20 protein-coding genes are annotated in these 20,722 nt (G+C 70.6%); 8 read left to right on the forward strand and 12 right to left on the reverse strand.

Annotated features, from left to right (window positions below; genetic code table 11):
- The gene (gene holA / locus EV670_RS06915) at positions 1 to 1,089 is read left to right on the forward strand and encodes a DNA polymerase III subunit delta (RefSeq protein WP_130431108.1); all 1,089 of its coding nucleotides are present in this window, start codon (positions 1 to 3) and stop codon (positions 1,087 to 1,089) included.
- Here holA and EV670_RS06920 read toward each other — a convergent pair.
- Genes EV670_RS06920 through EV670_RS06945 form a run of 6 tightly spaced genes read right to left on the reverse strand, consistent with a single transcriptional unit; the run spans position 1,086 to position 6,806 of the window.
- The gene (locus EV670_RS06920) at positions 1,086 to 2,021 is read right to left on the reverse strand and encodes a 2-hydroxyacid dehydrogenase (protein ID WP_130431109.1); all 936 of its coding nucleotides are present in this window, start codon (positions 2,019 to 2,021) and stop codon (positions 1,086 to 1,088) included. The two genes, holA and EV670_RS06920, sit on opposite strands and share 4 nt — an antisense overlap.
- Positions 2,018 to 2,509, reverse strand: coding sequence for a CinA family protein (locus EV670_RS06925; protein WP_207225019.1), 492 nt, complete (start codon positions 2,507 to 2,509; stop codon positions 2,018 to 2,020). Before EV670_RS06925 ends, EV670_RS06920 begins: the two co-directional genes overlap by 4 nt.
- Entirely contained in the window at positions 2,506 to 3,072 is a 567-nt protein-coding gene (locus EV670_RS06930; protein ID WP_130431111.1) for a phosphatidylglycerophosphatase A family protein, read from the reverse strand. Before EV670_RS06930 ends, EV670_RS06925 begins: the two co-directional genes overlap by 4 nt.
- Complete coding sequence (thiL, locus tag EV670_RS06935) at positions 3,072 to 4,061, reverse strand: thiamine-phosphate kinase (RefSeq protein WP_130431112.1); 990 nt, start codon at positions 4,059 to 4,061, stop codon at positions 3,072 to 3,074. The genes EV670_RS06930 and thiL overlap by 1 nt, the downstream gene beginning before the upstream one ends.
- Positions 4,062 to 4,086: 25 nt before the next feature.
- Positions 4,087 to 4,734, reverse strand: a complete 648-nt coding sequence (locus EV670_RS06940) for a response regulator transcription factor (RefSeq protein ID WP_130431113.1) — start codon at positions 4,732 to 4,734, stop codon at positions 4,087 to 4,089.
- Complete coding sequence (locus tag EV670_RS06945) at positions 4,731 to 6,806, reverse strand: sensor histidine kinase (protein WP_130431114.1); 2,076 nt, start codon at positions 6,804 to 6,806, stop codon at positions 4,731 to 4,733. Before EV670_RS06945 ends, EV670_RS06940 begins: the two co-directional genes overlap by 4 nt.
- Before the next feature lie 167 nt (positions 6,807 to 6,973).
- Here EV670_RS06945 and EV670_RS06950 point away from each other — a divergent pair, with 167 nt between their 5' ends.
- The 4 genes from EV670_RS06950 to EV670_RS18930 all read left to right on the forward strand — a co-directional run bounded on the left by EV670_RS06950 (position 6,974) and on the right by EV670_RS18930 (position 10,546).
- On the forward strand, positions 6,974 to 9,280 hold the full coding sequence (locus tag EV670_RS06950) for an NADP-dependent malic enzyme (RefSeq protein ID WP_278044411.1): 2,307 nt from the start codon (positions 6,974 to 6,976) through the stop codon (positions 9,278 to 9,280).
- 318 nt (positions 9,281 to 9,598) lie between these two features.
- Positions 9,599 to 9,940 carry a guanyl-specific ribonuclease gene (locus tag EV670_RS06955; protein ID WP_242616900.1) on the forward strand — a complete coding sequence of 114 codons (342 nt, stop codon included), beginning with the start codon at positions 9,599 to 9,601 and terminating at the stop codon, positions 9,938 to 9,940.
- A 40-nt stretch (positions 9,941 to 9,980) separates the two neighbouring features.
- Positions 9,981 to 10,376, forward strand: a complete 396-nt coding sequence (locus tag EV670_RS06960) for a barstar family protein (protein WP_130431117.1) — start codon at positions 9,981 to 9,983, stop codon at positions 10,374 to 10,376.
- A 35-nt stretch (positions 10,377 to 10,411) separates the two neighbouring features.
- Positions 10,412 to 10,546 carry a hypothetical protein gene (locus tag EV670_RS18930; RefSeq protein ID WP_278044412.1) on the forward strand — a complete coding sequence of 45 codons (135 nt, stop codon included), beginning with the start codon at positions 10,412 to 10,414 and terminating at the stop codon, positions 10,544 to 10,546.
- 69 nt (positions 10,547 to 10,615) lie between these two features.
- Here the strand turns inward: EV670_RS18930 and rsmA are convergent, their stop codons facing one another.
- The 3 genes from rsmA to EV670_RS06975 are packed head-to-tail and all read right to left on the reverse strand — an operon-like array spanning position 10,616 to position 15,195.
- On the reverse strand, positions 10,616 to 11,374 hold the full coding sequence (rsmA, locus tag EV670_RS06965; protein ID WP_130431118.1) for a 16S rRNA (adenine(1518)-N(6)/adenine(1519)-N(6))-dimethyltransferase RsmA: 759 nt from the start codon (positions 11,372 to 11,374) through the stop codon (positions 10,616 to 10,618).
- 39 nt (positions 11,375 to 11,413) lie between these two features.
- Positions 11,414 to 12,820, reverse strand: a complete 1,407-nt coding sequence (locus EV670_RS06970; RefSeq protein WP_130431119.1) for a peptidylprolyl isomerase — start codon at positions 12,818 to 12,820, stop codon at positions 11,414 to 11,416.
- 17 nt (positions 12,821 to 12,837) lie between these two features.
- Positions 12,838 to 15,195, reverse strand: coding sequence for an LPS-assembly protein LptD (locus EV670_RS06975; RefSeq protein WP_242616869.1), 2,358 nt, complete (start codon positions 15,193 to 15,195; stop codon positions 12,838 to 12,840).
- 222 nt (positions 15,196 to 15,417) lie between these two features.
- On the opposite strand from EV670_RS06975, the gene EV670_RS06980 reads away from it, so the two are divergent.
- Positions 15,418 to 16,464, forward strand: coding sequence for an aminoglycoside phosphotransferase family protein (locus EV670_RS06980; protein WP_130431121.1), 1,047 nt, complete (start codon positions 15,418 to 15,420; stop codon positions 16,462 to 16,464).
- Here the strand turns inward: EV670_RS06980 and EV670_RS06985 are convergent.
- A complete protein-coding gene (locus EV670_RS06985; protein ID WP_130431122.1) occupies positions 16,451 to 17,428 on the reverse strand; it encodes a LysR family transcriptional regulator in 978 nt (325 codons plus the stop codon). The two genes, EV670_RS06980 and EV670_RS06985, sit on opposite strands and share 14 nt — an antisense overlap.
- Positions 17,429 to 17,477: 49 nt before the next feature.
- Here EV670_RS06985 and EV670_RS06990 point away from each other — a divergent pair, with 49 nt between their 5' ends.
- Complete coding sequence (locus EV670_RS06990; RefSeq protein WP_130431123.1) at positions 17,478 to 18,209, forward strand: 16S rRNA (uracil(1498)-N(3))-methyltransferase; 732 nt, start codon at positions 17,478 to 17,480, stop codon at positions 18,207 to 18,209.
- Positions 18,210 to 18,302: 93 nt separating this feature from the next.
- The gene (locus EV670_RS06995; protein WP_130431124.1) at positions 18,303 to 18,779 is read left to right on the forward strand and encodes a YidB family protein; all 477 of its coding nucleotides are present in this window, start codon (positions 18,303 to 18,305) and stop codon (positions 18,777 to 18,779) included.
- A gap of 66 nt (positions 18,780 to 18,845) precedes the next feature.
- Here EV670_RS06995 and EV670_RS07000 read toward each other — a convergent pair whose 3' ends face one another.
- Positions 18,846 to 19,265 (reverse strand): F0F1 ATP synthase subunit epsilon, encoded by a 420-nt coding sequence (locus EV670_RS07000; protein ID WP_130431125.1) that lies wholly within the window; start codon positions 19,263 to 19,265, stop codon positions 18,846 to 18,848.
- Between the two features lie 18 nt (positions 19,266 to 19,283).
- Complete coding sequence (atpD, locus tag EV670_RS07005) at positions 19,284 to 20,702, reverse strand: F0F1 ATP synthase subunit beta (protein WP_130431126.1); 1,419 nt, start codon at positions 20,700 to 20,702, stop codon at positions 19,284 to 19,286.
- Positions 20,703 to 20,722 lie beyond the last annotated feature (20 nt).

Below are 20,722 nucleotides of genomic sequence, written 5' to 3' on the forward strand. Positions count from 1 at the left end.
ATGCAAGTTCGCGCCGACCAGCTCGCCCAGCATCTGCAGCGCGGCCTCGCCCCGCTCTACCTGCTGCACGGCGACGAGCCGTTGCTGGCGATCGAGGCGGCCGACGCCATCCGCGCCAAGGCCCGCGCCGAGGGCTACAGCGAACGCCAGGTCCACACCGTGGCCGGCGCCCATTTCGACTGGAGCTCGCTGCTCGGCGCGGCCAGCGCCCTGAGCCTGTTTGCCGAGCGCCAGATCATCGAGATCCGCATCCCCTCCGGCAAGCCGGGCAAGGAAGGCTCGGCCGCGCTGCAGCAGTACTGCGAGCAACTGCCGGACGACACGGTCACCATCGTCTCGCTGCCGCGTCTGGATCGCCAGCAGCAGCAGAGCGCCTGGTTCACGGCACTCGACGGCGCCGGCGTCTCGATCCGGCTCGATCCGGTCGATCGCCAGGCGCTGCCGCAATGGATCGCGCAGCGCCTGGCGCAGCAGGGCCAGCGCGTGGCGACCGGCGAGGAAGGCCAGCGCACGCTCGCCTTCTTTGCCGACCGCGTCGAGGGCAACCTGCTCGCCGCTCAGCAGGAGATCCGCAAGCTCGGCCTGCTGCATCCGCAGGGCGAACTGAGCTTCGAGCACATCGAGGCCGCGGTGCTCAACGTGGCGCGCTACGACGTGTTCAAGCTCGGCGAGGCGGTGCTGGCCGGCCAGGTCGCACGCGCGCTGCGCATGCTCGACGGCCTGCAGGCCGAGGGCGAGGCCGCGGTGCTGGTGCACTGGACGCTGGCCGAGGACATCCGCGCGCTGCGCCGCTGCAAGGACGCCATCAACAACGGCAAGCCACTGCCGATGGCGCTGCGCGAGAACCGCGTCTGGGGCCTGAAGGAGAAGCTCTTCGAGCGCGCGCTGCCTCGCCTGAGCGAGACCCAGATCGAGCAGCTGGTCGAGGCCGCGCAGGTCTGCGACGGACTCGTCAAGGGTCTCAAGCACCCGGCCTGGCCGGCCGATCCCTGGGCCGGGCTGCAGCGGCTGGCCTTGATGATCAGCTCGGCAGTGATGCCGGTGGCGGCCGGCGCGGCGCGGCCGCGTTTGGTGCTGGCGGTCGGCTAGTAGCCGCGCTGGCGGTCCACCTGGTGGGCCAACGACGCGCCGTCGCGCAGGGCGCGCACGTTGAGCGCGGCCACCGCGCTGGCGCTGCGCGGGTCGGTCTGCGCCGCGGCATGCGGCAGCACAGTGATCCTCGGATGACCCCAGAACGGATGCTCCGCCGGCAGCGGTTCGCTGCGGAACACGTCGAGCACCGCGTGGCGCAGGTGGCCGCCATCGAGGGCGGCGAGCAGCTCGGCCTCGACCACATGCGCGCCGCGCGCAAGGTTGACGAGGCTGGCGCCGGCTTGCATCTGCCCCAGGCGCGCGGCATCGAAGAGATCGCGCGTCGCGTCGGTCAGCGGCAGCAGGTTGACGACGATCTGCGCCGCGCCCAGCACCGACGGCAGCGCGTCCCAGCCGGCGCGGGTGTCGATGCCGTCGATGGCACGCGCCCGCGCGCTCCAGCCCGTCACGCGGTAGCCGTGACCGGCGATGCGGCGCGCGCAGGTGGCACCCATCTGGCCGAGGCCGAGCACCGCCACCGTCGTCTCGTCGGCGCGGGTCTGGCCATGCGGCGCCCAGCGCGCCTGCTGCTGCAGGCGCTGGTAGCGGAAGAAGCCGCGATGCAGGCCGAGCACCGCCCAGAGCGCGGTCTCGGCCATCGCGGCGTTCATCAAAGGGTCGACCATGCGCGCCAGCGGCACCTCGGCCGGCAGCGTGGGGTCGGCGAGCAGGCGATCGACGCCGGCCCACAGCGACTGCACCAGGCGCAGCTTCGGCAGGCCGGCCAGCGCGCCGGGCGCCGGGTTGGCGACGATGGCGATGTCGATGGCCTCGCGCGGGCCCTCGTCGGCGTCCGTGACGAAGCGCTCGCCAGGCAGCGCGGCATCCAGCGCCGGGCGCCACGACGCCCACTCGCGCGCGTCGAAGTCGCAGGCGAGCAGGATCGTCACGCGGCCTCCGCGGCTCGCAGCAGGCGTTCGAGTGCGATGCGCACCGTCTGCGCCCGAACGGCGGCGCGGTCGCCCTTCAGTTGCAGGCGCTCGGCGCGAGGCTGCAAGCCACGCCGCGCGATCGCCAGCCAGACCAGCCCGACCGGCTTGCTCGCACTGCCGCCGCCGGGCCCGGCGATGCCGGTCACCGCGACAACCAGATCTGCCGGCGAATGAATCAGCGCGCCCTCGGCCATGGCCAGCGCCACCGGCTCGCTGACCGCACCCTCGGCAGCGATCAGCCGGGCGTCGACGCCGAGCAACTCGCTCTTGGCCGCGTTGCTGTAGCTGACGAAGCCGCGCTCGAACCAGTCGCTCGAGCCGGCGATCGAGGTGCAGGCCGCGGCGATCAGGCCGCCGGTGCAACTCTCGGCGCTGGCGACGCGCAGGCCCTTGGCGCGCAGCGTGTCGGCCAGGCGCAGCACCAGCGCCTCGTCGTCACCGTTCACGGGAACAACCTCCACCACAGCGCCATCACCAGCAGCGTGCAGCCGGCGGCGACCAGGTCATCGAAGATGATGCCGAAGCCCTGCGACCAGCCGATCGCGCCCTCGGCCCCGCGGCGCTTGAACAGCCGGTCGGCCCAACCGACCGGACCCGGCTTGACCGCATCGAAGAAGCGGAACAGGGCGAAGGCCACGACCTGGGCCCAGACCCCATGGCCGGCGACCAGCCACAGCACGAGCCAGAAGGCGATGATCTCGTCCCAGACGATTGCGCCCGGGTCGGCAATGCGCAAATGGCGGGCGGTGGCGGTGCAGGCCCACCAGCCGACGAACAGGCCGATGGCGAGCAGCAGCAGCCAGCCGCGGTCGTCGAGCCAGCGCTGCAGCACCAGGAACGAGAGCCAGGCCCAGAGCGTGCCGATCGTGCCCGGCGCCACCGGACTCAGGCCGGAGCCGAAGCCGAACGCGATCAGGTGCGCCGGGTGGCGCAGCATGAATCGGGCGCTGGGTCGCAGCGGCGCGGCGGCCGTGGCTGGGTCCGGCGTGGTGGCATTCGCGTTCTCCATCAGGCGCTCTTGAAGTGGTCGAAGCTGGCGAAGTCGACCGGAACTGCGCGGCCGTCGCGATCCTCGATGCGCACGCCGGGTTCGGCCTCGATGCGGCCGATGCGCGCGGCGGCGCAGCCGCCGGCGCGCGCGGCCGCCAGCACCTCGGCATGGCGGGCGGCCGGCGCGGTGAACAGCAGCTCGTAGTCGTCGCCGCCGGCGAGCTGGCACAGCCGGCGCAGCGCCAGCGGCTGCACGGCCAGCTCGGGGCTGCATGGCAGCGCGTCGGCGTCGATCCGCGCGCCGACGCCGCTGAGCGCCAGCACATGGCGCAGGTCGCCGAGCAGGCCGTCGGAGACGTCGATCGCCGCGCTGGCCACGCCACGCAGCGCGATGCCGAGCGCCACCCGGGGTTGTGGCAACTCCATCGCGGCGCGTACCCGCTCGAAGGCATCGCCCGGCAAGGCCAGCGTGCCGCGAAAGACTTCGAGCGCCAGCCGTGCGTCGCCGATGCCACGGCCGGGCGCGTGGCTGATCCAGAGCTCGTCGCCGGCTCGCGCGCCGCTGCGCAGCAAGGCGGCACCGGACGGCACCTCGCCGAAGACCGTGATGCACAGGTTGAGCGGGCCGGCGGTGGTGTCGCCGCCGACCAGCGCGCAGTCGTGGGCATCGGCCAGCGCGTAGAGGCCTTCAGCAAGGGCGTCGAGCCAGTCCGCCTCGGCGCGCGGCAGCGCCAGCGCCAGCGTGAAGGCCAGCGGTCGCGCGCCGCTGGCAGCGAGGTCGGAGAGGTTGACCGCCAGCGCCTTGTGGCCCAGGCGCGCCGGATCGACGGTCGACAGGAAATGGCGGCCCTCGACCAGCATGTCGCTCGACACCGCCAGCTGCATGCCAGGCTGCGGCGCCAGCAGCGCGCAGTCGTCGCCGCTGCCCAGCGCGATGCCGGGCCGCGGCTCGCGGTGGCGCATGAAGCAGCGCCGGATCAGCTCGAACTCGCCAAGGGGGGTACTCATTGGGCGTGGATTGTCCACGCGCGCTTCAAGTCCCCGGCCGCAGCAGGTTGGCCAGCTCGACCGCCGAACGCACGCCCATCTTGTCGAACACGCGTGCGCGGTGGACCTCGACCGTGCGCACGCTGATCTGCAGCCGGTCGGCGATCAGCTTGTTGGGCAGGCCGTCGATCACCAGTTGCATGACCTCGCGCTCGCGCTCGGTCAGCTCGGCGCAGCGGCGCTGCAGCGCCTGCGCCTCGTCGCGCCGCGCCAGCGCCGCGCGGCTGGCGTCGAGCGCACGTTCGATGCGGTCGACCAGCGCGTTGTCGGCAAAGGGCTTGAGCACATAGTCGAAGGCGCCGCGCTGGATCGCCGCCACCGCGCCCGGCACGTCGCCATGGCCGGTGACGAAGATCACCGGCAGCAGCGCCTGCACGCCGCGCTCGACCAGCCGCTCGAACAGCTGCAGCCCGCTCATGCCGCCGGGCATGCGCATGTCGAGCACGATGCAGGCCGGCGCGTTGAAGGCCAGATCGCCACGCGCGGCCAGCCAGGCCTCGAAGGCCTCGGCGCTGGCGTGCTGCTCGGCCAGCAGCCGGCGCGTGCGCAGCAGCCAGGCCAGCGCCTCGCGCACCACCGGCTCGTCGTCGACCAGGTGCACCAGCGGCAGCGAATGCTTCGGTGGCGGATTCATGCGGCGCTGGCCTGGGTCTGCGGCGCGTCAGCGTCAGCCGCCACCCTGGCGCAGGGCAGCGTGAAGCGAAAGCGGCTGCCGGCCGGCACACCGCCGGCGTCGCGCGGCGTGTCGAAGTCGAGCGCGCCGCCATGCTGCTCGACCACCGTGCGACACAGGCTCAGGCCGAGGCCCATGCCCTCGCGCTTGGTGGTGAAGAAGGGCGTGAAGAGCCGCTCGGCGACCTCGGGCGCGATGCCGGGGCCGCGGTCGGCGATCGAGAACTCGATGAAGTTGCCGCGCCGCGCCAGTGCGATGCGCAGAACCCGCTCGCGCCCGGGCGGATTGGCCTCCATCGCCTGCATGCCGTTGCGGGCCAGGTTGAGCAGCACCTGCTCGATCATCGTGCGGTCGCACTGCACCGTCCACGCGGGGTCGATGCTCGCGGCCTCGATGCGGCAACCGAGCTTGCGCGCCTGCAGCCCGGCCAGCGGCAACACCGCGTCGAGCAGTTCGGCGCAGCGCACCGCCTCGCGCAGCTGCTCGCGGCGACGCACGAAGTCCTGCACGCTCTTGATCACGCGGCCGGCGCGGCCGGCCTGCTCGGCAATGCGCGCGAGCGCCTCGCGGATCGGCGGCAGGCCGGCGCCATCCGCGTCGTCGATCAGGTTCAGCGAGCCGGTGGCGTAGCTGGCGATCGCCGCCAGCGGCTGGTTGAGCTCGTGGCTGAGCATCGATGCCATCTCGCCCATCGTCGCCAGGCGCGCGGTGGCCTGCAGCTTTTCCTGCTGCTGGCGCGCCAGGTCTTCGGCGCGGCGCTGGGCGCTGAGGTCGAGCACCGCGCTCATCCAGCCACTCTGGCGGCCGTCGGCGTCGAGCAGCGGCGCCTCGTAGACCATGACCGGAAAGCGCTCGCCGCCGGCATGCATGAACACGGTTTCGTGGCCCTCGCGCGGCGGTTGGGTGCCGCCGCTGCGCAGTGCCGCCTGGCGTGCTTCGTAGTGGGCCCTGAACTCGGGCGGCCAGTAGGGCGGGGCGTCGCGCCCCACCAGTTCGGCGGCGCTGAAGCCGACCATCGCGCAGAAAGCCGGGTTGACGTAGCTGATGCGGCCCTCGAGATCGCGCGCGCGCAGGCCGGCGACGAGCGAGTTCTCCATCGCGCGACGCAGCGTCAGCTCCTCGGCCAGACGCCGCTCGGCGCGGGCGCGCCGGCGCACGTCGTTGACCAGCAGCGCCACCACGCCGGCCAGCGCCAGCGAGAGGCCGAGCACCAGCGAGATCGCCAGGTTCGGGATCGCTCGCGGTGCGGTCCGGGCGCTGTCGAGTCGCAACAGCAGCGTGGCGCCGGGCAGGTCGAGCAAGCGCTCGGCGACGAACACGCCGGCGCCGCGCTGGCTGCCGGAGCGCGCCAGCCGGGTGCCGTCGGCCTCGACCAGGCTCAGTTCGCCGCTGCGCTGCAGGCCGGCGTCGAGCTCGCCGAGCAGGCCGGGCAGCGAGAAGCTGGCGACGATGAAGCCCTGCGCCTGGCCGCCGCGCAGCACCGGTACGCACAGGTCGATCGCCTCGATGCCCAGGCCGTCGGCCTGCGGCACGAAGTAGCTGCGCGACCAGTTCGGCTGGCCGCGCCGGCGGGCCGCGGCGCAGGCCACCCAGGTGTCGAGGTCGAGCTGCGCACGCGGCAGCGGCAAAGATGGAGCGCCGGCGCCGATGCCAGCGGCGGCAAACAGCGGACTCGCGTAGGGCGAATCGATCGCGTCGTCCACCGCGCCGGGTGCCAGCCCGCGCCGCTCGAGCCTCAGCAGCGCGCGCTGCGCGCGCAGCAGCGCGCGCGCCTCGGTGTGCCAATCGCCGCCGGGCTCGTTCCATTGCAGGGCGTGCACCGCCTGTAGCTGGTAGGCAAAGTGCCGGCGCAACTCGGCGGCGGCGGCGAGCGCGGACTCGTCGACGCTCTCCTGCAGCCGGTCGCGCTCGTGGCGCAGCGTCAGCACGAACAGCAGCGCCTGGGCGATGACGATCAGGCCGATCAGTGCCGCCCATGGCAGCAGGCGGCGCCAGCGGCGTGGCGTGCCCGGAGAGACAGTGCTGCCGTCCATGCCGCGATCATTCACGCTCGAGGCGAGAAACTGATACGCAGTTTCGCGCATCGGCAACGGCCACGCCGGAGCGACACTGGGTGCCCATGCCTGCCCATTTGCGGCCGCGACCCACCTGCGGCGCGCGTGCGCTTCCTACAATGGACCAAGCTCCACGGATCAATGCCATGACTCCACAAGATGCGAAGCGCGCCCAGGTGCGCGAGGAACTGCGCAGGGCCGCACTCGAGTATCACGAGTTCCCGACGCCGGGCAAGGTGGCGATCGCTGCGACCAAGCAGCTGGTCAACCAGCGCGACCTGGCGCTGGCCTACTCGCCGGGCGTGGCGGCGGCCTGCGAGGAGATCGTGGCCGACCCGGCCAACGCCTACCGCTACACCTCGCGCGGCAACCTGGTGGCGGTGGTCACCAACGGCACTGCGGTGCTCGGCCTGGGCAACATCGGCCCGCTGGCGGCCAAGCCGGTGATGGAGGGCAAGGGCGTCCTGTTCAAGAAGTTCGCCGGCATCGATGTCTTCGACATCGAACTGGCCGAGAACGACCTCGACAAGCTGGTCGACATCATCGTCGCGCTCGAGCCCACCTTCGGCGGCATCAACCTCGAGGACATCAAGGCGCCGGACTGCTTCTACGTCGAGCGCAGGCTGCGCGAGCGCATGAAGATCCCCGTCTTCCACGACGACCAGCATGGCACCGCGATCGTGGTCGGCGCCGCGCTGATCAACGGCCTCAAGGTGACCGGCAAGGACATCAAGGAGGTCAAGCTGGTGACCTCGGGCGCCGGGGCCGCGGCGCTGGCCTGCCTGAACCTGCTGGTCAAGCTCGGCGTGCCGCGCCAGAACATCTGGGCCACCGACCTCGCGGGCGTGGTCTGGAAGGGCCGCACCGAGCTGATGGATCCGGACAAGGCCGAGTTCGCACAGGAAACCAGCCAGCGCACGCTGGGCGAGGCGATCGCCGGCGCCGATGTCTTCCTCGGCCTGTCGGCGGCGGGCGTGCTCAAGCCCGAGATGGTGGCCAGGATGGCGGCGCGGCCGCTGATCTTTGCGCTGGCCAACCCGAACCCCGAGATCAGCCCCGAAGAGGTGCAGGCGGTGCGCGACGACGCGATCATGGCCACCGGCCGCACCGACTACCCGAACCAGGTCAACAACGTCCTGTGCTTCCCGTACATCTTCCGCGGGGCGCTGGACTCGGGCGCGACGACGATCACCGACGCGATGGAGATCGCCGCGGTGCATGCGATCGCCGAACTGGCCCAGGCCGAGCAGAGCGAGGTGGTGGCGGCGGCCTACGCCGGCGCGACGCTGAGCTTCGGCCCCGAGTACCTGATCCCGAAGCCCTTCGATCCGCGGCTGATGATGAAGATCGCGCCGGCGGTGGCACGCGCGGCCGCCGAGTCCGGCGTGGCGACGCGGCCGGTGAAGGACCTCGACGCCTACCGCGAGAAGCTGCAGACCTTCGTCTACGCCTCCGGCACGACGATGAAGCCGATCTTCAACCTCGCCAAGCGAGCGTTGAACAAACGCGTGGTCTATTGCGAGGGCGAGGAGGAGCGCGTGCTGCGTGCGGCGCAGATCGTGGTCGACGAGAACCTGGCGCGGCCGACGCTGGTCGGCCGGCCGCCGGTGATCGAGCAGCGCATCGAGCGCTTCGGGCTGCGGCTGGCGGCCGGCCGCGACTACGACATCGTCAACACGGAGCATGACGAGCGCTACCGCGACTACTGGCAGACCTACCACCGGATGATGGCGCGCCAGGGCGTGACCCAGCAGTTCGCCAAGATCGAGATGCGCCGGCGCCTGACGCTGATCGGCACCATGCTGCTGCACAAGGGCGAGGTCGACGGCATGATCTGCGGTACCTGGGGCACGACCGCGATGCACCTGCAGTTCATCGACCAGGTCATCGGCCGCCGGCCGGGCGTGAAGAACTACGCCGCGATGAACGCGCTGATCCTGCCCAACCGGCAGCTGTTCCTGGTCGACACCCACGTCAACTACGACCCGGACGCCGAGCAGATTGCCGAGATCACCGTGATGGCGGCCGAGGAGATGCGCCGCTTCGGCGTCGAGCCCAAGGCGGCGCTGCTCAGCCACAGCAACTTCGGCACCAGCAACCAGCCCTCGGCGCTGAAGATGCGACAGGCGCTGGCGCTGGTGCAGGCGCGCGCGCCCTGGCTGCAGGTCGACGGCGAGATGCACGGCGACTCGGCACTCGACGCCGCCGGCCGCGCCGAGACCATGCCCTTCTCGACGCTGCGCGGCGAGGCCAACCTGCTGGTGATGCCCAACATCGACGCCGCCAACATCGCCTACAACCTGCTCAAGACCACCGCCGGCGGCGGCATCGCGATCGGCCCGGTGCTGCTCGGCGCGGCCAAGCCGGTGCACATCCTGACGCCCTCGGCGACGGTGCGGCGGATCGTCAACATGACGGCGTTGACGGTGGCCGACGCCAATGCAGCACGCTGAAGGCACCAGAAAATAAAGTGTGAGCGCACGCTCACGCCGGGTTCGAGAAAATGCATCTCGGCTCCCGGCGGCATGACCGTTAATCGGTGCGCGATGTCACGATCAGCAGAGTCGATGCCGGAAGTTTGCGCAAACTGACTTACTGGATAGCCGTCACGGTCGTGCCGCATTTTTGTGCAGCGGCTTGAGCTTTGGCGCCCGCTCCGGTAACATCGCGGCTTCGCTTTTCAGGGGAAACCCGTGCTGACCTCCGGTCGAACGAGCCGCAGTTCCGGTTTCGTTGTTGCCGCGGCGCGCGTCCTGCTGACGGCGGCGGTGCTGTGCAGTGCGGGCAGCCTTGCAGCCAGAACCCCGAATGACGGCCTCGAGCCGAAGATCGTGGCACTGGCCGAACTGCCGCCCGAGGCCCGGGGCACGTTCCGGCAGATCCGGTCCGGCGGACCCTTCCCCTACGAAAAGGACGGCATTGTGTTCGGCAACCGGGAGCGATTGCTCCCCAAGTACCCGCGCGGCTACTACCGCGAGTACACCGTGCGCACGCCAGGGTCCCGCGATCGGGGGGCCAGGCGCATCGTGTGTGGGGGGCGTGAGCCCGTCATGCCCGACGCGTGCTACTACACCGACGATCACTATGCGAGCTTCCGCCTCATCGCGCAGTGAAACCAGATTCCATCAACAACATTCGAGGGGGACCGTGATCATGCTGTTGCAGACCGTCCGTCCGAACATCGTGCAGGCCATCCGCGCGTTCCGCGTGGAGGACCTGCAGCTGGCCGCGCAAGACCTGGGCCAGCACTTCCTCTACGCCAACCTGAGCGCTGCGCAGTCCAAGCAGGACGTGCTGGAAGGTATCGCCGAGGCCTTCCTGTTCCCGACCCACTTCGGCAAGAACCTCGACGCGCTGTTCGACTGCATGACCGACCTGGTCCACAAGTCGGGCCAGCAACCGGGCTTCGTGGTGGTGCTGGAACAGTTGCCCGACAACCCCAGGTTCGATCGCGAGGCGCGCGAGCAGTTGCTCGACGTGTTCCGCGACGCCGCAGACTTCTGGGGGGAACGAAAGATACCCTTCAGGTGCTTCTATTCTTTTCAGTAGCCCGCTCCCCGGACATCGGGCAGGGAGAGCGGGCGATGGAAGCCCAGGTTGAAGTGGCACCGGCCAAGCCGGCCGTCAAGACCGCCGCACAGAAGGTCGCCAGCTTCGGCATGAACATGCCGATGATGAGCAGTGCCTTCGACACCGCGAGCTGGCTGGTAGCGGCCTAGCCGCCGGTTCGGCACAAAACAAGAAGGGCCCGCGATGCGGGCCCTTCTTCATGGCGGAGCGCAGGTGCCTCAGGCCACGGCCTGCGCCAGCGCCACGTACTCGGCCACCGGCACCTCTTCGGCGCGGCGCTGGACGTCGAAACCCACCTCGACGCCACGCCCCTCGAGCCAGCGACCCAGCGTGTGGCGCAGCAGCTTGCGGCGCTGCGAGAACGCGACCTGGACCAGCTCGCCGAGCAGTGCCGGCGACACCCGCGCCGCATCCGGCAGCGGGATCATGCGCACCACGGCCGAGTCGACCCGCGGCGGCGGCTCGAAGCTCTCTGGCGGCACCTCGAGCACGGTCTCGATGTCGTAGCGCCACTGCAGCATCACCGACAGCCGGCCGTAGTCCTTGCCGCCCGGCGTCGCCGCCATGCGCTCGCAGACTTCCTTCTGCAGCATGAAGTGCTGGTCGACCACATGCTCGACCGCGCCCTGCAGGTGAAACAGGATCGGCGTGCTGATGTTGTAGGGCAGGTTGCCGACCACCCGCAGCCGCCCGCCGAGCCGTGCCGCGAGCGCCGCGAAGTCGACCTTCAGCACGTCGGATTCGATCACCTCGAGCTCGGCCCGCTTGCGCAGCCGGGCCGCGAGATCGCGATCGAGCTCGACCACCGCCAGCCGCTTGCAACGCTCGACCAGTGGGTCGGTCATCGCGCCAAGGCCGGGGCCGATCTCGACCAGCAACTCGCCTTCGCGCGGGTCGATCGCGTCGACGATGGCGTCGATGATGGCGCGGTCGGACAGAAAATGCTGACCGAAGCGCTTGCGCGCGATGTGTTTCACGCTCGGGCCGTGACCGTCAGCAAGGGCGAGACGCCGCGATCACTGCGGCGGCTCGCGCAACTCGACGTAAGCGCGGGCGCGCACCTCGCGCGACCAGTCGGAGTAGGCGGTCTCGAACTTCTGCTCACGCAGCACGTTGCGCGCCATGTCGCGCATCTGCTTGCGATCGACCACCGTCGCGCGGCGCTCGACCGGCTGGATCAGGTGCACGCCGAAACGGGTGACGACCGGTTCCGAAATCTGGTCGATCGCGAGCTTGTTCATCGCCTCCTCGAACTCGGGCACGAACTGGCCGGGCGAGGCCCAACCCAGCTCGCCGCCCTGCGGTGCGCTGCCGTCTTCGGAGATGTCGCGCGCGGCCTGCTGGAAGCTGAGTCGCCCGCCGACGATCTGGCGCCGCACGTCGGCCAGCCGGGCCGAGGCCTGGGCCGACGTCAGCTGCGGGCCGGTGCGCAGCAGGATGTGACGGGCGCGCGTCTGCTGCACCGTCATGCCGCCGTCCTTGCGCTCGAGCAGCTTGATCACGTGGAAGCCGGCCCCCGAGCGCACGAGCACCGGCACCACCTCGCCACTGCGCAGGTCGCGCACCGCGTCGACGAAAAGGTCGGGCAGGCGATCGGCGGGCCGAATGCCGATCGCGCCGCCCTGGTCCTGCGGACCCTGCGACAGCTCGGCCACCAGCTTCTCGAAGGGCTCGCCGGCGCGGGCCCGCGAGAGCGCCTTCTCGGCCACCAGGCGCCGCTCGGCAACCTCGGCCTCGCTCGCGCCCTCGGGCACGCGGACCAGGATCTGTGCGATGTTGAACTCGCTCGGCGCCACGCCGCTCTTGCGGGCGTCGACGACGCGGTCGATATCGGCGTCACTGATCTTGATGCGCGACTGCACCTCGCGCTCGCGCACCCGCTCCAGCATCATCTGGTCGCGCAGGTTGGCGCGGAAGCGCTCCCAGTCGAGCCCGTCGGCCTGCACCCGCTGGCGCAACTGGGGCAGCGTGAGCCGGTTGGCGGCCGCCACGTTGGCGACGGCGCGATCCAGATCGGAATCCTCGATCTTGAAGCCGCTTTCGCGCGCATAGGCGAGCTGGGCCCGCTCGTCGATCAGGCTATCGAGCAGTTGCTGACGCAACTCGTCGCGGGGCGGCACGGCCTGGCCGTTGCGGGCCGCCTCGCGCTGGGTGTTCTGCAGCCGCTGCGCCACTTCGCCGTTGGTCACCAGTTCGGTGCCGACCACGGCGACGATGAAGTCCTGGCCACGCAGCACGCGCTGCGGCACGACCGGCGCCGCCCTCACGGCCGGCGCCGCAGCCGGCGCCGCAGCCGGCGCCGAAGCGGCGGCCGGCGGAACATTCTGCGCGCCCGCGCCGACACTCGACAACAAGCACAGGCCGCCGAGCAGCGCGGGGCGCAGGCGAGCCAGCGCGTGAGGGGATTTCAGGGCACGCGACATCGGGAGCATCGGAACGGTCATGGCAGGGTGAGGGCGCTGTTGGCCGGCACGGCATCGTCGCGCAGCAGGCGGTAGCCCGCGATATTGTCCCTCAGCACGCCGAGCGGGTTGGAGCCGATCCTCGACAGGCCGACCAGCTCCAGTTGCAGCAGCAGCCGGGTCGTGGCTTCGCTGCGCCCGGTCGAGAGCTGCTCGCCGACGATGCGTGCGATCCAGCAGCCGGCGTCGTACTCGAAACCGACGATCGCGTCGGTCAGGCGCGAGTCGCGCAGGCTGTAGTTGAGGCGGCCGACGCTGTACCAGGCGCCCTTGCACGAACTGTTGCCGGCTGTCGCACGTCGCGCCAGCGGCTGGCCGCCGGCGGCGAGGGTCTGGTCGCGCTCGCCGAGTTCCGCGGCGTAGGCGCGGGCCGCGGCGTTCAGCGGCCATTGCCAGCCAAGCTCGACCTGCTCGCTGTTGTCGCGCGTGAAGCGGTAGGTCATGTTGACGGTGCGCAGCGGCCCCGGCGAGTAGCGCGCGCCGATGACCGAGCGTATCGAGCTGTTGATCTGCGGGCTGTACTGCACGGTGCCGTCGAACCACCAGTGCGGCACCACGTTGGTGGCGACGGTGAACAGCACGTCGGACCAGCGCTGGGTCAGCGGCGCGCCATCGGCGGTGATCTGCTGGTCGCTGAACAGCAGCCGCTGCGCGATGCCCAGCCGCAGCGCCTCGGCGCCGCTGTCACGGTCGAGATAGCGGGTGATCGCGCCAGCGGTGAGTTGGTTAACGTCGGACACCCGGTCGACGCCGGAGAACACGTTCTCGGCAAAGATTGAGGTGAAATTGAAGTCGTTGGGCGCGCTGTCGAAGTTGGGCAGTCGGCTCTGGTCGCGGAACGGCGTCGACACGTAGAGCAGGCGCGGCTCGAGGGTCTGGGTGATGGCGCGGCCGAAGGCCTCGGTCGAACGCTCGAAGACCCAGCGGCTGTCGAGCGAGACCGTGGGGATGACGCGCGAGGCGCTCATGCTGCCGTCGGCCAGCGGCTGCTCCAGGTCGTAACTGGCGGCGTTGAAGCTGGCGCGCGGGGTGATGGCCCAGCCCGGCGTGCCGGTCGGCAGCCAGGTGTAGCCGGCCGAGCCGATCGCATGCACCCGCGAGCCCGACTGCAGGTCGCGATCCTCGTTGCTGAAGCGGTTCGCCTCGAGTTCCCAGCGCCAGTCGAAGCCGCGCGCGTTGCCGAACTGGCGCACGCCGACCTGTGGCTCGCGCCGGTAGGGCGGTGGACTGATCAGGCTCTCGGGCTCGGGATCCTGCAGCGTCTGCCAGCTCTGGACCCGGGCGTAGGCCTCGGTCAGACCCCAGCTGGTGTCGAAATAGCGGCGCACCCGCAGGTCGCCGGGCAGCAGGCGCGGCGTCAGGCTCGGCAGGATGCGCGAGAAGTCCTTCCAGTACTCGTCGTCGGACGCCCGCTGCAGGTTCCAGTCGTATTCGATCTCGCCGAGCCAGTCACCCGGACGCAGCAGGCCCTTGTGCTCGAGGTTGAGTGTCCAGCGGCTGCGGTCGGCCAGCCGGTCCTGCGGCATGTAGTTGAAGTCCGCGCGTCCCTCGAAACCGGGTTCGAGGTAGCGGAACTCGCTGCCGAGCCCGACTCCGCGCCGCGTGAACACGGCCGGCGTCAGCGTCAGGTCGCGGTTGGGCGCGATGTTCCAGTACCAGGGCACCATCAGCTCGAGGCCGCTCTTGTTGTCGATGTTGATGCTCGGCGGCAACCAGCCGGACTTGCGCGCGTCGGTGAGCGGAAAGCTCAACGTCGGCGCGGCCAGGATCGGCACGCCGAGAAAGCGCAGCACCGCGCCCTCGGCCACGCCCTCGTTGGTGCCGAAGTCCATCGACACCCGATCGGTCGACAACATCCAGGCCGGATCGTCGGGCGGACAGCTGGTGTAGGTGGCGCCGGTCGCGACGCTGCGGTTCTCGTCCAGGAAGTCGATCCGCCTGGCGGTGCCACCGGCCTGGGTGCGCGCGAAGAAGTAGCTCGGCTCGAGGAAGTAGCCCTCGAAGCGCTGGATTTGCAACGACAGCTCGGGGCCACGGAAAGAGTTGCCGCCGGTGAGCACCTCGACGTTGCCGCTGGCGCGCGCCGTGTCCTGCGGCAGCGCGTAGTGGATGCGATCCGCGCGCAGCGACAGCGGCCCCCGCCGGAACTCGACCTTGCCCTCGGCGGCGGCCTCGACATCGGGAATGCCCCAAAGCCGGTCGGCCTCGATCACGATCGGCTGCGAGGCGCTGCTGTTCATCGCCGGCACCAGCCGGCCGGGATCGCCGGCGCGCTGTGGCGTGCCGGGCGCCGTCACCTGCGCGAGCGCCGAAGTGCTTCCCAGCGCAGCCAGCACGGCCAACGCCACGGGGCACAGCGAAGCGCGGGTCGGTAAGGACGCAGCGGAGGTGGAGAGCAAGCGGGTGGCGCCGCGCGCGAGGGCCGCGACCCGGTGCGGGGCTAGCCTCGAACGCGAGCGGCTGGTTCGTAGAATCCGGATGATTATTCCATGCGGGTTGCGCCGCGACGGCCCCTCAGCAACGCGCGCGACGGCGCGCGCGGCACCAGTCTCCATTCGATGAGCCAAACCCCGATCCACTGGGCCGATCCGGCCCGCGCCACGGCCTGCGCCGGCTGGCTTGGTGCCTGCGCGCCGCAGTTGCAGCTGGCGCCGGACACCCTGCGCGCCGCCAGTGCCGACGCCAGCTTCCGCCGCTACCTGCGCGTCGACGGCGGCGGTGGCCGCTCCTTCATCGTGATGGACGCCCCGCCGGCACAGGAGAACTGTGGCCCCTTCGTGCAAGTCGCCGAACTGCTGCACCAGGCCGGGCTGCACACGCCGCGCGTGCTGGCCTGGGACGAGGCGCAGGGCTTCATGCTGCTCGACGACCTCGGCCAGCAGCTCTTCCTGGCGGCGCTGCGCGACGCGCCCGCGGCCGAGGCCGACGCGCTGATGCGCGACGCGATCTCGGCGCTGGTGCAGATGCAGCTGCGCGCCGACGCCAGCGCCCTGCCCGCCTACGACGATGCGCTGCTGCGGCGCGAGGTCGAGCTGTTCCCGACCTGGTGCGTGGAGCGCGAGTTCGGCATCCGCTGGAATGCCGACCAGCAGGCCCTGTGGACCAGTGTCTCGCAGCAGCTGATCGACAGCGCGCTGGCGCAGCCCACGGTGTTCGTGCATCGCGACTGGATGCCGCGCAACCTCATGGTCTCCACGCCCAATCCCGGCGTGCTCGACTTCCAGGACGCGGTGCGCGGTCCGATCGCCTACGACATGGCCTCGCTGTTGCGCGACGCCTTCATCTCGTGGGAAGAGGAGCGCGAGCTCGACTGGGCGGTGCGCTACTGGCAGCAGGCGCGCACGGCCGGCCTGCGGGTCGACGAGGACTTCGGCGAGTTCTGGCGCCAGCTCGAATGGATGGGGCTGCAGCGCCACCTCAAGGTGCTCGGCATCTTCTGCCGCCTCAAGCACCGCGATGGCAAGCCGAGCTACAGCGCCGACCTGCCGCGCTTCTTTGCCTATGCGACCAAGGTCGCGCTGCGCTACCGGCCGCTGGCGCCGTTGCTGCGGCTGATCGAGCCGATGTCGGGCCCGATGACGCAGACCGGCTTCAGCCTGCGCTGAGCGCCGCCGGCTGGGCCGGGGTCGGGCAACCGGCCGCGCTGAGCCACGGGTCGGCGGCACGGCCGCCGAAGGCCTCGATCAGGAAATCGACGAAGACCCGCGTGCGGGCCGGGATGTGGCGACGCGAGGGCATCGCGGCGTAGAGCGGCATCGAGAACAGCCGCCAGGCCGGCATCACCCGCTCGAGGGCGCCTTCGAGCAACGCGTCCTCGGCCACGAACGAGGGCAGCCCGGCCACGCCGAGCCCGGCCAGCGCGCAGGCGTAGTTGATGTCGATCAGCGAACTGCTCAGCACCGAGCGCCGGGGCGGCGAGTCGAAGTGCTCGATCTCGTTCTGGTCGGCATCGACCCGCTGCAGGCGCAGTCCTCGCTGCAGTTCGGGCAGTGGCGGCACGATGCCGTCGAGCTTGCCGAACTCGCGCGGGTGGCGCGGCCGGCCGACCCGGTCGAGATACTCGGGCGTCGCGCACAGGATCACCTCGCTGTGGGCCAGCAGGCGCGCGACGAACTCGCCATCGAGCTGGCGCCGGGTGGCGAGGATCGTCACGTCGAAGCTCTCGTCGACGTTCTCGACCGGGCCCGGCGCCGTCAGCTCGAGGGTCAACTCCGGGTAGCGCGCATTGAAGACCGGCAGCCGCTTGGCGATCTGGTGCACCGCAAACGCCGGTGGCAGCAGCACGCGCAAGGTGCCGCGCGGCTGGCGCGCCGACTCGCTGGCCAGGGCCGAGGCCTCCTCGATATCGAGCAGGATGCGCCGCGCGCGCTCCAGATAGGCCTCGCCGATGTCGGTGAGCGCGATCCGGCGCGTGGTGCGGTGAAGCAGGCGCGCGCCGAGTTGGTCCTCGAGATCGGCCACCAGCCGAGTCACCGCGGCAGGCGACATGGCCAGGCTCTGGGAGGCGCCGACGAAGCTGCCGGCATCGGTGACCGCGACGAACACCCGCATCGCACGCAATTGATCCATGCCGCATCATTCCACGAGCCGCGTCGGCGTGCTTTGGCACACTGGCCGCATGCCACGCTTCCATGTCGACCTGCCGCTGAGCCCCGGCCTCGAGACCGCCCTGCCCTCGGGGGCGGCGCGCCACGTGCAGGTGCTGCGGCTGCAGCCCGGCGATTCGATCGTGCTGTTCGACGGCGCCGGTAGCGATTGGCCGGCGCAAGTGCTGCAGATGGGTCGCAGCGAGGTGCGGGTGCGGGTCGGCGCGCCGGTCGCAGTGGAGCGGGAGCTGCCGCTGGCGGTGACGCTGGCAGTCGGCATGCCGGCCAACGAGCGCATGGACTGGCTGGTCGAGAAGGCCACCGAGCTTGGCGCCGGCGCGATCGAGCCGCTGCTGTGCGAGCGCTCGGTACTGCGCCTGAGCGGCGAACGGGCCGAGAAGAAGCGGCTGCACTGGCAGGCGGTGGCGATCGCGGCGGCCGAGCAGAGCGGTCGCGCCCGCGTACCGCTGGTGGCGCCGGTCACGTCGCTGGCGCATCGGCTGGCGGCCGATGACCCGCGCGAACTTCGGCTGCTGTTGAGCCTGGGGGACGGCACCGGCCCCGCGCTGCCAGCGCTCCAGGCCGCCCTGCAGTCGAGCCGGCCGCTGCGCCTGCTCAGCGGACCCGAGGGCGGACTGAGCCCGGCCGAGGACCTCGCCGCGCGCGCCGCCGGCTGGCTGCCCGTCACGCTCGGGCCGCGCGTGCTGCGCGCCGAGACGGCGCCGCTGGCATTGCTCGCCACGCTGGCCTCGCTCGCCGGCTGAGGGCCCTGCCGCGTTGCGACGTGGGGGTTTCGCGGGCCTGTCTGCGCAGCCCAGAATCCGGCGACCGGGCATCCCGCCCGCGAGGAGCATCTGATGGGCTTGCTGGAATCGGTGATCGGCGCGCTAGCCGGGGGCAACCAGGGCGGGTCGGGCGCCCAGGGCGGCGACATGTTGCAGGCAGTGCTCGGCATGCTGCTGCAAGGCGGCGCGGCGGGTGGCGGCGGACAGGCGGGCGGCATGGGCGGCGCAGCGGGCATGGGCGCGGGCCTGGGCGGCTTGGGTGCGCTGGTGCAGCAGTTCCAGCAGGGCGGCCTGGGCGATCTGATGGCGTCCTGGGTCGGCACCGGCCAGAACCTGCCGATCTCGGCCGAGCAGTTGCAGGGCGTGCTCGGCTCCGAGCAGGTCGGCGCCTTCGCGCAGCAGTTCGGCCTCTCGCACGAGGACGCGGCACACCAGCTCTCGCAATTGATGCCGCAGGTGGTGAGCCAGCTGACGCCGGACGGCGAACTGCCTAGCGCCGACTCGCTCGGCGACATCGGCTCGCTGCTCGACCGCTTCGGCCAGCGCTGAAAGCACAAAGCCCGCCGAAGGGCGGGCTTTGCAGGAAGAAGACGGCGCCGCGGGGCGCGCCCGCTCCTACCTCTTGCCGCGGTACTTGCGCAGCGCCGCGATCTGCGCCGCCATCGCCGCGAACTCGCCCTGCGCCTTGGCGAAGTCGATGTCGCCCTTGGCGTTCTTCATCGCCTCTTCGGCGACCTTCTGCGCTTCGAGAGCCTTGGCTTCGTCGAGGTCCTTGCCGCGGATCGCGGTGTCGGCCAGCACCGTCACGCGGTCCGGCTGCACTTCGAGGATGCCGCCGGCCACGAACACGAACTCCTCTTCACCGGTGTCGGCGCGCTCGATGCGCACCGCGCCCGGCTTGATGCGGGTGATCAGCGGCGTGTGCTTGGGCAGGATGCCCAGTTCGCCGCTCTCGCCCGGCAGCGCGACGAATTTCGCCTCGCCCGAGAAGATCAGCTCTTCGGCGGAAACGACGTCGACGTGGATGGTTGCCATCAGGAGACTCCGTCCCGCTTACTGCAGCTTCTTGGCCTTCTCGAAGGCCTCGTCGATGGTGCCGACCATGTAGAAGGCCTGCTCCGGCAGCGAGTCGCACTCGCCGGCCACGATCATCTTGAAGCCACGAATGGTTTCCTTCAGCGGCACGTACTTGCCGGGCGAGCCGGTGAAGACCTCGGCCACGTGGAAGGGCTGCGACAGGAAGCGCTGGATCTTGCGGGCGCGGGCCACGGTGAGCTTGTCTTCCGGCGCCAGCTCGTCCATGCCCAGGATCGCGATGATGTCGCGCAGTTCCTTGTAGCGCTGCAGGATGCCCTGCACCGCACGGGTCGTGTTGTAGTGCTCCTCGCCGATCACGTTGGGGTCGATCTGGCGCGAGGTCGAGTCGAGCGGATCGACCGCCGGGTAGATGCCGAGCGAGGCGATGTCACGCGACAGCACGACGGTGGCGTCAAGGTGGGCGAAGGTGGTCGCCGGCGACGGGTCGGTCAGGTCGTCGGCAGGCACGTAGACGGCCTGGATCGAGGTGATCGAGCCGACCTTGGTCGAGGTGATGCGTTCCTGCAGCCGGCCCATCTCTTCGGCCAGCGTCGGTTGGTAGCCCACCGCCGACGGCATCCGGCCCAGCAGCGCGGACACCTCGGTGCCGGCCAGCGTGAAACGGTAGATGTTGTCGACGAAGAACAGCACGTCCTTGCCCTCGTCGCGGAAGGACTCGGCCATCGTCAGGCCGGTCAGCGCCACGCGCAGGCGGTTGCCCGGGGGTTCGTTCATCTGGCCGTAGACCATCGCGACCTTCGAGTCGCCGAGGCTCTCGAGGTTGACGACGCCCGAATCGGCCATCTCGTGATAGAAGTCGTTGCCCTCGCGGGTGCGCTCGCCGACACCGGCAAACACCGACAGGCCGCTGTGCGCCTTGGCGATGTTGTTGATCAGCTCCATCATGTTGACGGTCTTGCCGACGCCGGCGCCGCCGAACAGGCCGACCTTGCCGCCCTTGGCGAAGGGGCAGATCAGGTCGATCACCTTGATGCCGGTCTCGAGCAGCTCCTGCGACGGGCTCAACTCGTCGTAGGCCGGGGCCTTGCGGTGGATCGAGGCGGTGAGTTCGGTGCTGACTTCGCCGCGCTCGTCGATCGGGTTGCCGAGCACGTCCATGATGCGGCCGAGCGTGGCCGGGCCGACGGGCACCATGATCGGCTTGCCGGTGTTGCGCACCTCGCTGCCGCGGCGCAGGCCGTCGGAGGAGCCGAGCGCGATGGTGCGCACGACGCCGTCGCCGAGCTGCTGCTGCACTTCGAGGGTCAGCGAGCTGCCGTCCATCTTGAGCGCGTCATAGACGCGCGGCATGCGGTCGCGCGGGAACTCCACGTCCACCACGGCGCCGATGCATTGGACGATCTTGCCGACCGCTTGGGCTTGAGTGTTCGACATCTTCTTTCCTTCAATCTCGA

Source organism: Rivibacter subsaxonicus, assembly GCF_004217215.1.
GTDB classification, from domain to species: domain Bacteria; phylum Pseudomonadota; class Gammaproteobacteria; order Burkholderiales; family Burkholderiaceae_C; genus Rivibacter; species Rivibacter subsaxonicus.

Coding starts and splice junctions, on each gene's coding strand:
- holA (WP_130431108.1), top strand. CDS start 1: ATGCAAGTTCGCGCCGACCAGCTCGCCCAGCATCTGCAGCGCGGCCTC.
- EV670_RS06930 (WP_130431111.1), bottom strand. CDS start 3,072: ATGGAGAACGCGAATGCCACCACGCCGGACCCAGCCACGGCCGCCGCG.
- thiL (WP_130431112.1), bottom strand. CDS start 4,061: ATGAGTACCCCCCTTGGCGAGTTCGAGCTGATCCGGCGCTGCTTCATG.
- EV670_RS06940 (WP_130431113.1), bottom strand. CDS start 4,734: ATGAATCCGCCACCGAAGCATTCGCTGCCGCTGGTGCACCTGGTCGAC.
- EV670_RS06945 (WP_130431114.1), bottom strand. CDS start 6,806: ATGGACGGCAGCACTGTCTCTCCGGGCACGCCACGCCGCTGGCGCCGC.
- EV670_RS06950 (WP_278044411.1), top strand. CDS start 6,974: ATGACTCCACAAGATGCGAAGCGCGCCCAGGTGCGCGAGGAACTGCGC.
- EV670_RS06960 (WP_130431117.1), top strand. CDS start 9,981: ATGCTGTTGCAGACCGTCCGTCCGAACATCGTGCAGGCCATCCGCGCG.
- EV670_RS18930 (WP_278044412.1), top strand. CDS start 10,412: ATGGAAGCCCAGGTTGAAGTGGCACCGGCCAAGCCGGCCGTCAAGACC.
- EV670_RS06970 (WP_130431119.1), bottom strand. CDS start 12,820: ATGTCGCGTGCCCTGAAATCCCCTCACGCGCTGGCTCGCCTGCGCCCC.
- EV670_RS06980 (WP_130431121.1), top strand. CDS start 15,418: ATGAGCCAAACCCCGATCCACTGGGCCGATCCGGCCCGCGCCACGGCC.
- EV670_RS06985 (WP_130431122.1), bottom strand. CDS start 17,428: ATGGATCAATTGCGTGCGATGCGGGTGTTCGTCGCGGTCACCGATGCC.
- EV670_RS06990 (WP_130431123.1), top strand. CDS start 17,478: ATGCCACGCTTCCATGTCGACCTGCCGCTGAGCCCCGGCCTCGAGACC.
- EV670_RS06995 (WP_130431124.1), top strand. CDS start 18,303: ATGGGCTTGCTGGAATCGGTGATCGGCGCGCTAGCCGGGGGCAACCAG.
- EV670_RS07000 (WP_130431125.1), bottom strand. CDS start 19,265: ATGGCAACCATCCACGTCGACGTCGTTTCCGCCGAAGAGCTGATCTTC.
- atpD (WP_130431126.1), bottom strand. CDS start 20,702: ATGTCGAACACTCAAGCCCAAGCGGTCGGCAAGATCGTCCAATGCATC.